This window comes from Haloquadratum walsbyi J07HQW2, assembly GCF_000415985.1.
Taxonomy (GTDB): domain Archaea; phylum Halobacteriota; class Halobacteria; order Halobacteriales; family Haloferacaceae; genus Haloquadratum; species Haloquadratum walsbyi_B.
Map to the genome: position 1 here is coordinate 2181179 of NZ_KE356561.1, position 12878 is coordinate 2194056.

Annotated in this window: 15 protein-coding genes and 1 pseudogene; 11 read left to right on the top strand and 5 right to left on the bottom strand. The window is 46.4% G+C overall.

The window, feature by feature from the left end; translation table 11 throughout:
- Positions 1 to 577: pseudogene (locus tag J07HQW2_RS18470) on the bottom strand (phosphoglucosamine mutase); the annotation flags it as partial.
- Positions 578 to 811: 234 nt separating this feature from the next.
- Between J07HQW2_RS18470 and hisA the strand changes: the two are divergent.
- Positions 812 to 1549, top strand: a complete 738-nt coding sequence (hisA, locus tag J07HQW2_RS10220) for a 1-(5-phosphoribosyl)-5-[(5-phosphoribosylamino)methylideneamino]imidazole-4-carboxamide isomerase (protein WP_021055424.1) — start codon at positions 812 to 814, stop codon at positions 1547 to 1549.
- Positions 1550 to 1597: 48 nt separating this feature from the next.
- On the opposite strand, the gene J07HQW2_RS18475 is transcribed toward hisA, so the two are convergent.
- Both J07HQW2_RS18475 and J07HQW2_RS20020 read right to left on the bottom strand, forming a co-directional pair.
- The gene (locus tag J07HQW2_RS18475; protein WP_394324641.1) at positions 1598 to 1900 is read right to left on the bottom strand and encodes a zinc ribbon domain-containing protein; all 303 of its coding nucleotides are present in this window, start codon (positions 1898 to 1900) and stop codon (positions 1598 to 1600) included.
- Entirely contained in the window at positions 1901 to 1987 is an 87-nt protein-coding gene (locus J07HQW2_RS20020) for a hypothetical protein (protein ID WP_394324642.1), read from the bottom strand. It lies immediately after the preceding gene.
- A 415-nt stretch (positions 1988 to 2402) separates the two neighbouring features.
- On the opposite strand from J07HQW2_RS20020, the gene J07HQW2_RS18485 reads away from it, so the two are divergent.
- The 5 genes from J07HQW2_RS18485 (at position 2403) to J07HQW2_RS10245 (ending at position 5711) form a co-directional block, all read left to right on the top strand.
- Positions 2403 to 2783 carry a transposase gene (locus J07HQW2_RS18485; protein WP_303704075.1) on the top strand — a complete coding sequence of 127 codons (381 nt, stop codon included), beginning with the start codon at positions 2403 to 2405 and terminating at the stop codon, positions 2781 to 2783.
- A gap of 60 nt (positions 2784 to 2843) precedes the next feature.
- A complete protein-coding gene (locus J07HQW2_RS20025; protein WP_394324643.1) occupies positions 2844 to 3092 on the top strand; it encodes a transposase in 249 nt (82 codons plus the stop codon).
- Between the two features lie 412 nt (positions 3093 to 3504).
- Positions 3505 to 4131, top strand: coding sequence for an imidazoleglycerol-phosphate dehydratase HisB (hisB, locus tag J07HQW2_RS10235; RefSeq protein ID WP_021055427.1), 627 nt, complete (start codon positions 3505 to 3507; stop codon positions 4129 to 4131).
- A gap of 185 nt (positions 4132 to 4316) precedes the next feature.
- The gene (locus J07HQW2_RS10240; protein WP_021055428.1) at positions 4317 to 4820 is read left to right on the top strand and encodes a TrpY family transcription regulator; all 504 of its coding nucleotides are present in this window, start codon (positions 4317 to 4319) and stop codon (positions 4818 to 4820) included.
- 213 nt (positions 4821 to 5033) lie between these two features.
- Positions 5034 to 5711 carry an IMPACT family protein gene (locus tag J07HQW2_RS10245; RefSeq protein ID WP_021055429.1) on the top strand — a complete coding sequence of 226 codons (678 nt, stop codon included), beginning with the start codon at positions 5034 to 5036 and terminating at the stop codon, positions 5709 to 5711.
- Positions 5712 to 6135: 424 nt separating this feature from the next.
- On the opposite strand, the gene upp is transcribed toward J07HQW2_RS10245, so the two are convergent.
- Positions 6136 to 6816 carry a uracil phosphoribosyltransferase gene (gene upp / locus J07HQW2_RS10250; protein ID WP_048075239.1) on the bottom strand — a complete coding sequence of 227 codons (681 nt, stop codon included), beginning with the start codon at positions 6814 to 6816 and terminating at the stop codon, positions 6136 to 6138.
- Positions 6817 to 7404: 588 nt separating this feature from the next.
- On the opposite strand from upp, the gene J07HQW2_RS10260 reads away from it, so the two are divergent.
- Together J07HQW2_RS10260 and J07HQW2_RS10265 are read left to right on the top strand one after the other, a co-directional pair.
- Positions 7405 to 7701 (top strand): hypothetical protein, encoded by a 297-nt coding sequence (locus J07HQW2_RS10260; RefSeq protein ID WP_303704076.1) that lies wholly within the window; start codon positions 7405 to 7407, stop codon positions 7699 to 7701.
- A 218-nt stretch (positions 7702 to 7919) separates the two neighbouring features.
- Positions 7920 to 8138, top strand: coding sequence for a hypothetical protein (locus J07HQW2_RS10265; RefSeq protein WP_021055433.1), 219 nt, complete (start codon positions 7920 to 7922; stop codon positions 8136 to 8138).
- A 68-nt stretch (positions 8139 to 8206) separates the two neighbouring features.
- Here J07HQW2_RS10265 and J07HQW2_RS10270 read toward each other — a convergent pair whose 3' ends face one another.
- The gene (locus J07HQW2_RS10270) at positions 8207 to 9529 is read right to left on the bottom strand and encodes a CobW family GTP-binding protein (protein ID WP_021055434.1); all 1323 of its coding nucleotides are present in this window, start codon (positions 9527 to 9529) and stop codon (positions 8207 to 8209) included.
- 137 nt (positions 9530 to 9666) lie between these two features.
- Here J07HQW2_RS10270 and J07HQW2_RS10275 point away from each other — a divergent pair, with 137 nt between their 5' ends.
- From J07HQW2_RS10275 to J07HQW2_RS10285, 3 genes are all read left to right on the top strand, one after another.
- Positions 9667 to 9963, top strand: coding sequence for a DUF7990 family protein (locus tag J07HQW2_RS10275; RefSeq protein WP_021055435.1), 297 nt, complete (start codon positions 9667 to 9669; stop codon positions 9961 to 9963).
- An 8-nt stretch (positions 9964 to 9971) separates the two neighbouring features.
- The gene (locus J07HQW2_RS10280; protein WP_021055436.1) at positions 9972 to 10955 is read left to right on the top strand and encodes an ArsA family ATPase; all 984 of its coding nucleotides are present in this window, start codon (positions 9972 to 9974) and stop codon (positions 10953 to 10955) included.
- An 86-nt stretch (positions 10956 to 11041) separates the two neighbouring features.
- Entirely contained in the window at positions 11042 to 12847 is a 1806-nt protein-coding gene (locus J07HQW2_RS10285) for a carbon starvation CstA family protein (protein WP_021055437.1), read from the top strand.
- Positions 12848 to 12878 lie beyond the last annotated feature (31 nt).

A 12878-nucleotide genomic window follows, 5' to 3' on the forward strand; every position in this document is an offset into this window, starting at 1 on the left:
GAAAAAACCGTGGGCTTGTCAAACACCCTGCTCCATGCCCTGGGTCTATAGCAACGGTGAGATCAGCATCTACAATCATCTCACGGGACCCATCTTGTTCAACAGCAGTAAGCAACTTATCAACATATTTATGATTAACTGTTTCAACCCGCGCTATCGACCCGACATCATCCCACGACGCTGTTGCAAAGTCTTCATTGAGAATGCATGACTCAATCATTTCAATCCCCTCAGTTCCGATTTCGACTCCAGTTTCGCTGATGAGTTTTACTCCATTATACTCTGGCGGATTGTGCGATGCGGTAATTATTATTCCAGGGCGACCACTCTCGACCGCATAATGAACCGCACTAGGCGTTGGAGTTATGCCAAGCCGTGTTACATCAATCCCAACGCTCGTGAGTCCACTCACAGCCGCATTTAGGAACGACCTACTGCTTGTTCGAGTATCTCGTGCGACGATAGCCTGATCAGCTTCCCATACCGTCCCAGCCCCCTTCGCGACTTGAAGCACAACTTCAGGTGTCAACTCTTCGCCGACAACCCCTCGAGTGCCACTTGAACCGAATAGTTTCATATCTCAGTGCTCATGAGCCGAATTAAAAGCGATTGCGGACTGTGACGTAAATCAAACTTCATGTTAGTTTATTTGTGTTTTTATTTTGGAAATAATCTTATGGGCAGCTACCGAGTACCGCTGTCCTCATCAGCAGCATAGATCGAAAGTCGAGTAACATGAGCTATTTTAATAACTCACATATTTTTTCATCGATATATTTAGGTTTCGGTCAAATAAAATTTTGATTAGAGTATGTCCGCGCTGTTCGAGCCATTTGAGGTTATTCCAGCAATCGATATGCAAGATGGTGATGTTGTTCAACTCGTACAAGGTGAGCGCGGAACCGGGACACAGTATGGCGACCCTGTTGTCGCAGCAAACCAGTGGGTTGAAGCTGGTGCTGAGACACTTCATCTCGTCGACTTGGATGGTGCATTTGAGGGTGAGCGAATGAATGCAACTGCTGTCGATGCGATTCTTGAGTCCGTTGACATCCCGGTGCAACTCGGCGGAGGGATCCGAACGATTGACGATGCCACTTCATTGCTTGACCGCGGTGTTGACCGAATTATCCTTGGCACTGCAGCTGTCGAAAATCCTACTCTCGTTGCTGAACTTGCCGATTCATATCCAAACCGAGTCGTTGTTAGTCTTGATGCGGCAGATGGTGAGGTTGTCGTCTCGGGATGGACAGAATCGACTGGAGTCGACCCTGCAGTCGCTGCAGCTCGATTTGCTGATTATGGCGCCTGCGGCATCCTGTTTACCGACATTGATGTTGAAGGGACGCTTGAGGGGATTCAATCAAGCGTCACCGCTCGTGTCGTTGATGCCGTCGATATCCCTGTTATTGCTTCTGGTGGCGTTGCATCAATTGATGATGTTCAAAGCTTATATACAACTGGTGCAGCGGCAGTCGTAGTCGGGACCGCCCTGTATGAGAATAAATTCACGCTCACGGATGCGATGGGTGCAGTTGAAAATAATTGACTCAATACCGTATGAGACGTCCCTAACCGTGATGTGAACTACCCTACCCTAGTCGCTCATTGAAACAGCCGTCTCGATTCCTGACTTAATCATGGGGCTTCCCTCCCCCTCGGTTGTGCTTCCTGTTTCAACGACGGTCTTTGCAGGTCCTGATTCACTGCGAACCTTCCCCGTATCCGTAGGGAGACCAGTTTCCTTCAGGCGTTCTACCTCGAGCTGTCCCAGCCCCAGCCCTAACTGCTCTTCAAGCCGCTCTGCTAACAATACCAAACCACGCTCTAACATATTAATTGAAGCGTTCCAGTCTCTATCCAATTCAAACCCACAACTCGGGCAGGAATGCTCCCGAATCTATACAGCCTTATACGACTTCACACCACACTGCGAACACTCTTTACTCGTATTCTCTGGGTTGATCTTCTCAACATAACACAACACCCATTCAAATCAGCCTTGTATTCGAGTAGTCGGAGAAACTGACTCCAAGCCAAGCTGAATCCCTTATTCCGAGCATTCTGAGACTGTTCCAGGATATGTGTTACGTCTAAATCCTCGACAAACACAGCCTCATACTCTGTGGGTAGCCAAGAGGTGAGTTTGTGCTGACAATCTCGTGCTTTCCGTCGTATATGACGCTTAATCTTAGCGACTCGTTTTCGCTGTTCTCTCTCCAGCCGTTCGTACTGGTCTTCCAGATTGAGCCCATCCACGGAAACTCCATCACTCGTGTGGATGTAATTGAGAACCCCAGGGTCCATCCCGACACAACCATGCGATCCGAGTTCTTCGACAGGCTTCTTATCTGGAATCTGTCTTTCCTCCACTTCAACGGAAAGCGAGACGTGCCATTCACTTGTCGTCTCTTTTTTCACGGCTGCACTACCGAGGTGGCGAGTGGTACCTGCACCTTGGGTATCGCACAGAGAAACCTGAACAAGAGGCAAAGACGCAGAACGGAACGGTTCTGGGTGTTGACCTCGGTGTTAACCAGATTACCGTCACCAGCACGGCCCGCTCGTTCAGTGCAGGCAGACTTAATCACGCTCGCAGAGAGTTCGAGAAAACGCGTGGTGACCTCCAAGAGTGTGGCACGCAATCAGCCCACCGCACGATACAACAAGTGAGTGGTCAAGAGGATGAGTACGTGAAGCACGTACTGCACTCGGTGGCGAGCGGGATTGTCGAAGAGGCACTCGAATACGGTTGTGATGGATATCATCTTCGAGAAACTTGACGGGATTCGAGAGCGACTTCCATATGCCGATTGGCACGCGATGTGGCATTCCGCACGCTCATGCAGTGTGTCGAATACAAGGCCGAAGAGAGAGGCGTGTTCGTGGATAAGGTGAATCCACAGAACACTTCCAAACGGTGCAACGAGTGTGGCAGTGTTCGAGATAACAACCGTCATAGAGATAAGTTTGAGTGCCAGAGGTGTAGCAAGCAGAATCACGCGGACTACAATGCAGCGAAGAACATCGCTGAATTGTATCTTCTACGGGGACCATCAGCCGTCTCGTGGGAGCATCAGTCAATATGCTGAGGTCAGGGTCGAGGACACCGAGCTGAGAGAAACACTCTCACATCAAAAACAGCTGTGAGGTCGATTTGGGTAGAGAAAGAGATCACTGACAAGCCCCACTCTCTATCGAGCGAATTGGTTTACCCGATGAGCGAAGTAGGGTGGGGTAGTTGACTCATAATGAGTGGTCTCGATCCTGAAGCTGATAACGGAGCTCGAAATTAACTATTGTATTCGACAGGACAGAGTGCTTATGAATAATCAAGGAGAAACCCGTGGGAATCCTCGCCCTTCAGAGCGGGGAGAATGTCAAACTGAGTGAATGTAGTATCCATATCTATTTTTTACATATGATACAGACCACTTAGTCCAGATTTTAGATAGCATAGATAAAAGACGGAACGATGATACAGACGGACCACAAAATCGGATTATGACTGAGGGCACAGAAGCATCAGCGAGCGAGGCAAGCACGGATGATCGAACAGCCGCGATCTCTCGTGAAACTGCCGAAACAACAATCGATGTGACACTCGCAATCGATGGCGATGGTGATGCAACAGTCGACACAGGGATTGGGTTTTTTGATCATATGCTTGAAACTTTCGCGAAACACGGGCTTTTTAATGTGACTGTTCACTGCGATGGCGACCTCAGCATTGATGATCACCATACTGTCGAAGACATTGGGATCGTTCTTGGCGAATCATTTAACAAGGCACTTGGTGAGAAACGAGGGATTGTCCGCTATGCAGATCGTTCAATCCCACTTGATGAATCGGTCGCAACAGTAATCGCTGATATCAGCGGTCGTCCGCACTTCGAGTTTTCAGGCTCGTTCTCGCAACCGCAGGTTGGTGAGTTTACCAGCGATATGGCACGACACTTTGCATACTCATTAACCATGCATTCAGAAATAACACTCCACGCGTCTGTTAAGGGAGTAAACGCACATCACGAAATTGAAGCGTTGTTTAAATCGCTCGCACGGACGCTCGATGAAGCGACACAGATTGACCCGCGACGAAGTGATACCCCGAGCACCAAAGGGAAATTATAAGACAGTAGAGTCGACCAGATTGGATTCAGGTATCAATCTTTTCCTCTTACTGAAACGCTCTCCAATCATATTCATAATATTCTCTTCTTACTGTGTTTCAGACCATTATTGACTACAGAGGATAGACACCGGCTTCGACCATCGCGTACATTGGTTCTTTTGCGGATCCCCACAGAGTGAATAATATGTTTGATGAGATTATGCAGAAATTTGACGAAAGTCCAAGTCAGCAAGCAGTGATCCGATTACTTCTTGAACGCGGATTCTCCGTCAATGATGATGGCCGGGTTGTTTCTGGTGGAATCGAAATCCCAAATACGGGGATAGCCCGTGAGATTAACGTTGATCGCCGAGTTGTTGATTCAACCACAACAGCAATTCTTGCTGATGATGATCTTAAACGTATTTTCCAAAATATCTCTTCAATTCCAAGTCTAATGGATCTTGCTCCTGTACTTGACCTCTCAGCGATTATTGTTGAAGTAAATAATGCCGATCAACCTGGGCTTGTTGCTACTATTGCAACTCGTCTTGCTGACCGAAATATTCCCATTCGTCAGACCATTAGCGAAGATCCTGAATTCACTGACGACCCAAAACTGTATATTGTCACGGATGATCCGATCCCTGGTGAACTAATAAATGAAATTACTGAACTCTCATTTGTTTATCGCGTTTCAGTCGCTTGAACCCTCTATTTTAATTTTAATCAGTAATCTAACACTTATTTTCTAATCTTATTTTTACTATACTTCGAGTAATCACTGAATTCCACGAAATTGCAATAAAATCCATTGGTTTCTAGCAGGTATTCATAATATCTATACTCATCTGACGAAAGAAAATCTTATTTGATTGATAGCCTCGAATATGTATACATCTCATAGTTTTGTACGCACAATATGACCGAATCATCATCTTCTCCAACCAATGACGGTACCCAATCATTTCGAACGGTACAAAATCGTGGAAACACTTCATTCAGTACCCGCGGGTCAGAATTTATCGGAGTGATCGCTCCTGTTAAGACGGTAACTGAAGCCGAGAGATTCATTAACACGGTTCGAGAGCAATACACTGATGCAACACATGTTGTTCCTGCATACCGCGTTCCTGTTACAACCGATACCACTACAGAAAACGTGAACCCTGAATCTACCACTAATTCATTCTTGCGAGAGTATCAATCCGATGATGGGGAGCCGACGGGGTCGGCAGGAAAACCAGCACTCAATGTTCTTGTCCAAGAGGATATCCAGAATGTCGTTGCGACAGTGATTCGATATTACGGCGATACAAATCTTGGGGTTGGAGGACTAGCGAGAGCATACAGTCGTGCGGTCACTGATGCGATTGGGGAGGCAAGTGTCATTGAAATGAAGCCACATGAAGATGTCACTGTCACCGTCGAATACGATGACTCAGGGACTGTTCGTGGTATCCTGAGGAGTGCAAATGTCGACTTTGAAGCGTCATACGAAGCCGCTGTCACGTTCAATATTTATGTTTCAGTCAGCAAAACAGCAGAGCTCTGTGATCAAATCCAGAGTGCAACCAGCGGACGGGCAACTATTGACTGATAATTGTCTTATTCGGAACCCAGCTCAAAGTTATGTGTTTGCAGGTCATTGGCGGTTCGTCTGTATTTGAGTGGTATTTCAACTTTGTACATATCAGTTATCGTTCATTCATCAACTAAATCTGCTTGCTTCGGTGAATTCCATGCGAACGTTTTTCACAATAGTAATTAGTTACCCAATTGAGAGATGACTCAGCTACTTCTACTCGACAGCAAATCAACGGACAGATATGGTGTTCTAAGTGAAATGAAGGGGTTGCTATGAGAATCCAGAGGCATCACGGTGACAATCATCGGTTATCACCGATTCTATCATCACATTGTTGCAGCTACAGTCACTCAGACGACCAGTATTATTCCGATTAATTTCTATAGTCTATCTATTGCGGATAATTCGGGTATTTCAGATTATACTCTCAACTAAGTTAGACTGTTCGAAATGCGCGATCTCCTGCATCACCCAATCCAGGGACAATATATCCATCATCATCGAGATAATCATCAATTGCAACAGTCAGAAGATCTACATTCGGAAACTCTGATCCGACATGAAGAAGGCCCTCTGGAGCTGATACCGCCGAGAGAACAAAGAGATCTTTTGGAACATTCTCTGCAGCACTATTGACATGTTCTAATACCGCACACATTGTTGATCCGGTGGCAAGCATTGGGTCTGCAACGACGACAGTGTCCTCAGCAGTGATTTCTGGCAACTTAACATAGTCAATGGTGATGGGGAACATACCATTTTGATCCATCCCAGCGGCTTCGTCACGTCCTGCGCTGATAACACCTTGCTTCGCGCGCGGGAATGCTTTCAATAGTCCTTCAACAAACGGTGTAGCGGCTCTAAGAACATTGACGATAACAATATTATCCAATCCGCTCACCCGCTCTCCGGTTGTCTCCGTCAATGGGGTCTCGACATGTGCGTACTCAGTCTCCATGGCGCCGTCAATAATCTCATATCCACAAATCCGTCCAAGTTTGACGAGTCCTTTACGAAAAGCGACCTGTGCGGTCTCAGTATCCCGAAGTTGAGAGAGAGTGTCCTTTGCAAGTGCATGCGTGATGAGATACGCGTTGTCTCGATCTTCAATAGGCATCTTGAACAAACCCGGATTGCCCATCATCATAACTCTCGGGGTTATCCCAGCGTATTGTGGTCAGTACAACCATTGTTTATTCACAAACTATTCGAATATTTACATGACAATCACATACGTCACAGCCACAATAATGAGCGTTAATGAAGCTATGTTTATGAGCGAGAATGCTGCAATCTTTATGAAGCTCAGACCCCAAATAATACCGGTTCCAAAGATGGCAGAGAGTACAATGTTCATCGCAAAAAGTACTCGTGGGTCTCCATCTGAACTCGTCTCCATAAATTAATCACAATCGCATGAGTATTTATGCTATTGCGTGAGCTCTCCGAGGTAATCCACACCGATACCTACTGCTCAGTATTTACTCGGCTTGGGTTACTGTTCAGAAGAGAGAATTAAGCTTACTTACACATCTCCTCAAGATATACACCGATAGAATATGAATAGATATTGAGAGAATAAGACCGATATGCTTGTATTAGGATATGATTTTCACTACATGAGTTAGAATATGTCTTTATTAATCACAAGTAAATGAAAAAATCGTATTATCGACTCTTAATAACAAACCGTCATGGCGAGATAGTGGATCCAATTCCGTTTATAGTGGTCGCTGGGTCAACATGGTTATTATGTCTTTCATTCGGACCCCTCTATCTTGATTTATTCGACATACCGTGGACTCGAGGTCTCCTTATCTGTGTACTACTCGCAATAATTATATCTACGTTGGCATATCGACGATTTATTTGGACTGTCGACCCAGCAGTGCGCGATAGTCTTTCTGCTGGTATTCGATTTCATCGCCTCTGTCTTGGTGGAATTATCTTTGGAGCAGTGCTTATTCTACTTGCACTTATTGCCGCTGTAATGATTGCATGACGAGAGGACACAGTTGCAATTGAATTATCTTGGGAGCAAAGTCATAACACACATCTTGTTTGTAGAGCATTACTCAGACTCCAATCAGCGATAGTGGCTACAAATATGATACTGATGTCCTGACTCTTTGATTTGGTCGCGCACCTCTCAGCGCTTATGCGTCTCAGATGGACAAGCGAACGAGGTTTATATCTCCTTCATGAATATACCTGGTAATTATGGGATTGCTGGGTACGATAGTTGACACGTTTGAAGCATCGACAGAGTCACCAAATCGAGGAAAAAATAATCAATCGCGAGGAGCATATTGGTGTCACGACTGTGATGAGCGAATTCCTACAAGCGATACCGATGAGACAACAACGCCGAACTGTCCAGAGTGTGATGCTGAAATGACACTTGAACGCTCACCAAGCTCAACCGGCTGCGCCTGTTAGCCAGAATCCAATCTAATCATTCTTTTACGCTGGTCATGATATTAGCGAATAGTTTATTATAGCCCACACTACACCGTTGGTCCAGCGAGAATCAGTTCGTCATCAGGATCTGTGGGGAATCGTTCGATACCATTCAATGAGCTGTTATCCTCAAATTCGGCATCAGTTACAACTGCCTCATCGAGTTTTGTAATTAGTGTCTCCGCGTCAATATTATAGCCAATAAATACGAGTCCTGTCCGTCGATCACCCCACTCATCATCCCACTCAAACTCAAGCTCAGAGCGATTATTCCGATACATGTCCTGTTCAAACTCAGGAAGACTTGCTATCCACCGACCAGTCACCGAGATAGTCGCCGATGGACCTGCCTGACTGAATGTCAGTTGTGCTGTCTCGCGACCAGCAACCCAGAGATGACCCTTTGACCGGATAACACTTGACGGCAGATTACTCATCACTGCAGCAACACGCTCGGGATGAAATGGTCTACGACGCTGATAACTGAAGGAACTAATTCCATATTTGTCTGCTGGATGTGTGTGACTGTGATTGTGCGCGTGCGTGTGCGTATTCGCATTTTCACCTCCATGATTAGAATCATGAGAATTATACACTCTCTCGTCGCTTTCCTCATTATCTGCTGTGTTCAATATCTGCTTCCATCCCGCTTGCTCTGCGGCTGTTGCCGGATCAAACCGGTTAACTCCAAGTATTGTTGCCGGATCAACCTTGCTGTACGTCGTCGTGAGAATCTTCGCCTCTGGTTGGAGTGTCTCGACACTCCTTTTAACGTATGCTTGCCGATTTTTATTCACGAGATCGGTTTTATTTATTACTATTACATCCGCGAACTCAACCTGCTCAACGAGTAATGAGGAAAGCGGCTGTTGATTACTATCGGCGCTTTCACCGCTGTTATTTTTGAGTATTTCATCCGCCGATGTGCTGGCTTCATTGACAATATCCGAAAACTGATAGGCGTCAACAACAGCGACTACGGCATCAACCCGATATCGTGCAGCCGCTGGAGAACCTCCAGTGAATAACCGCGAAACAGGTGCTGGTTCGCTGATCCCCGACGGTTCAACAATCAAATGATCAAAAGAATAATTACTTGCAAGTCGGATAACAGCGCGCTCAAGATCATCACGAAGTTCACAGCAAATACAACCATTTGAAAGTTCAGCGACGGCATCATCAGTCTCAGTGAGCGCAGACTGCTCAGCTATGAGATCAACATCTACATTCAATTTACCCATATCATTGACTAATACGGCGATAGAGCGATCATCTGATTCCGCAAGTAATCGATTGAGTAAGGTTGTCTTTCCAGCTCCGAGACTGCCGGTCAGGATCGTCACCGGAATTTCCGCTGAGGGATTCGACATAATACATACTTACAGTGTGGTCACTTCAGCGTATGTCTCCATATGTACCACTCACAGGCTATTCATGCATTTTAGTGGACACTTCCTCAGATATGCTACCCAGAGATTCTTGTCTAGTGAGTATCTACGATAAATATATGTCACTTTCAACCAGGATCGAACGGTTTCAAGCAGAGCTACAACGTTGGTTACGTGGTTTATATCATGGACTTATTACACATCCTGCGTATGAAAAAATTGAAAAAGAGGCAGAAGACACTGAGGACACGTTTATGCTTGCGTGTTTTCCTGAAGCATTCGGCATTCCATCGCCAGTATCATATTACACCGCAGAGCTACTTCCGTATCTTGAAGATGAATTTGATGCATGGGAAAGACGGATGTGGAACCGGGGGTCGCTGCTTGAACGAAAGGGGCAGCAGTATCACTTCTAAAATATCCTATGGATACTCACGTGTTTTTCGGCGGTAAAGGTGGTGTCGGAAAAACCACCATCTCATCAGCGTATGCACTGAAATGCGCACGCGCTGGAATTGATACACTCATTGTTTCGACGGACCCGGCACATAGCACATCGGATGTCTTTGATCAGGATTTCACAGACGAGCCAGCTAGCGTCGAGGAAATCGATAATCTTGATGCGATGGAAATCGACCCTGAGTCTGAAACAGAGCGGCATCTAATGGAGACAAAAAGAGCATTAAGTGATCAGGTGAGTCCTGCAATGGTCAATGAAGTGGATCGTCAAATTGAGATGGCACACCAGACACCGGGCGCGTATGAAGCAGCGCTCATGGATCGCTTTATTAATGTGATGCGGAATTCTGACGATTATGATCGTGTTATTTTTGATACATCTCCAACCGGTGGAACACTTCGATTGCTCTCACTTCCGGATATGCTTGAGGGGTGGATCGAACGACTCGCATACAAGCGCGAGCAGTCAATTGACCTATATGAGCGTGCTGCAATCGGGAATGAGGAGCCACGTCGCGTAATGGACGGTGATCCGATTCTTGATAGACTTACAACACGCAAAGACCGCTTTGAATTCGCTGGTGAGACTCTTCGTACAGATGCAGCTTTTTTTCTTGTTGCAAATCCCGATGAATTATCTATTCGAGAGACACAGCGTGCCATCTCGGAACTTCAGTCGTATGATCTTACAATCCGTGGACTTGCAGTGAACCGACTTACTCCTGAACCTGACCCTGATGAGAACGGTCGTGGAGCGCGATTTCTTCGTGATCGAGTTGCGACAGAGCGTGAGCGCTTAACAGAACTTCATGAAACTCTTGACCCACCGGTTGTTGCCGAAATTGAAACCCGGGTTTCAGAGGTAAAAGGTACAATACTTGACACCGTGGCGGAGGAGTTGGCGATTGACGTCGATGAAACAGTCTGTGGTGACATTTCATCAAAATGATATTTTCTGAACTAGCCTAGTACCGAATTATCAATCGTTAGCGTTATACCGGAATAATACGACATGATTGTTTACAGGGTTTAGACATGGTTCAGATTATTTGGCTTGTTGTGGCAGTACTGGCATTGTTTACTGTTGGATATCTTGGATACTCAAAATATCTTTCACAGTTCGTTGATCTCGATGATAGCCGTGACACACCGGCTCATAAGTATGAAGACGGACAGGAATACGTCCCATCAGCAAAACCAGTCTTACTTGGACATCATTACTCAAGTATTGCTGGTGGTGCACCGATTGTCGGTCCAATAACTGCTGGGGTTCTTTGGGGATGGGTCCCAGCACTTGCATGGATCGCAATCGGTAATCCACTGATGGGGAGTGTTCATGACTTTGTTTCACTATCAGCTAGTCTCCGACATGAAGGAAAGTCAATTGGATATATCATTGGCGAGTATGTTGGCGAACGGGGCAAAAACATGCTCCTATGGTTCGCATTCTTGACGATCATCCTTGTCGTCGCCGTTTTCGCTTTGGTTGTTGCAATCGTATTTAACGCATACCCACAGGCGGCGACTGCAAGCTTGATTTATATTGGTCTTGCCGTCCTGCTTGGTGCATGGCTGTATCAATTCAATCTTCCATTTATTGCTGGAACAGCCATATTCGTCAGTCTGATGTTCGCGGGCGTCTGGGTCGGCATTCAGTACCCACTCGCGCTTGTTCCTGGTGATTATCCTGCACAGACGATTGTCCTGCTCAGCTCACAGCCATCCTGGCTTCCAGCTGCAGGTGCTTTTGGTGCGAACACTGCGGCGTGGATCCCAATCGTGTTACTTTATGGCTCCATTGCCAGCGCACTTCCTGTGTGGATTCTCTTGCAACCTCGTGATTATCTTTCATCATTCTTACTCTACACTGGTGTTGGTGGGGCACTTCTTGCTGTCATTGTTGGCACCGTCTTCGGAACTGCAAGCCAACCACTGACAACGAGTCTGGCTCCTTTCTATGGGTTCGTCGGACAGAACGGTGCACCGTTGTTCCCGTTGTTGTTCATTACAATCGCTTGTGGAACAATCAGTGGATTTCATTCACTTGTTTCTTCAGGAACAACAGCAAAACAACTTAGCCGTGAGAGTGATGCTCGGGCTATTGGATACGGTGGTATGCTCGGAGAAGGTCTTCTTGCGACAGTTGCGCTAATCACTGTCGCACTCATCGCACCTGATGTTGGCGGTGGAATTGGTCTTGCACTTCCTACATTCGCAACTGGTGGGGGCGTCTTACTCACCAGCTTCGGCATTCCGGCAAGTTTCGGTGCTCCATTTATGGCATTAGTGCTTGTGAGCTTCCTGCTAACATCGACTGATACAGCGGTTCGTCTTGGCCGGTATATGATGGAAGAGATTATCGGAACGCCAGAATCACCTGTCCAATCGTTTGCTGCTGATCGCTACGGAAATGCTGCAGTCCAAACTATTCCTGCGTATGTTCTCATAGCGAGTGGATCGTGGGCAACGCTGTGGCAGCTCTTTGGCGGTGCAAACCAGCTTCTTGCAGCACTTGCACTTCTTACCGCAACTGTTTGGCTTGCTAATTGGGATGAATCAAAACAACTACTCAGTACCGGTGGTCCGATGGTGGTAATGGTCGGTATTACCATTTCAGGACTTCTTTGGCTTGCTTTCTACAGCAATATTTATACGAAGTTCCTCAATGACGCATGGATGGCTGAGGCGACGGCTGTCCAAATGCTGTCTGCGGTGACACAGATTGCATTGGCACTCGTTCTCATCTATCTTGGACTCTCGCTCGTGAAGATGGGCTATGATAATGTCCGGAATGTTCGCGAGAGTGATGAAACCGGTGCGTTCTCGCTCAGCGATGACTGATAGGAACTAATCCAGTCATATCTAATTCCAT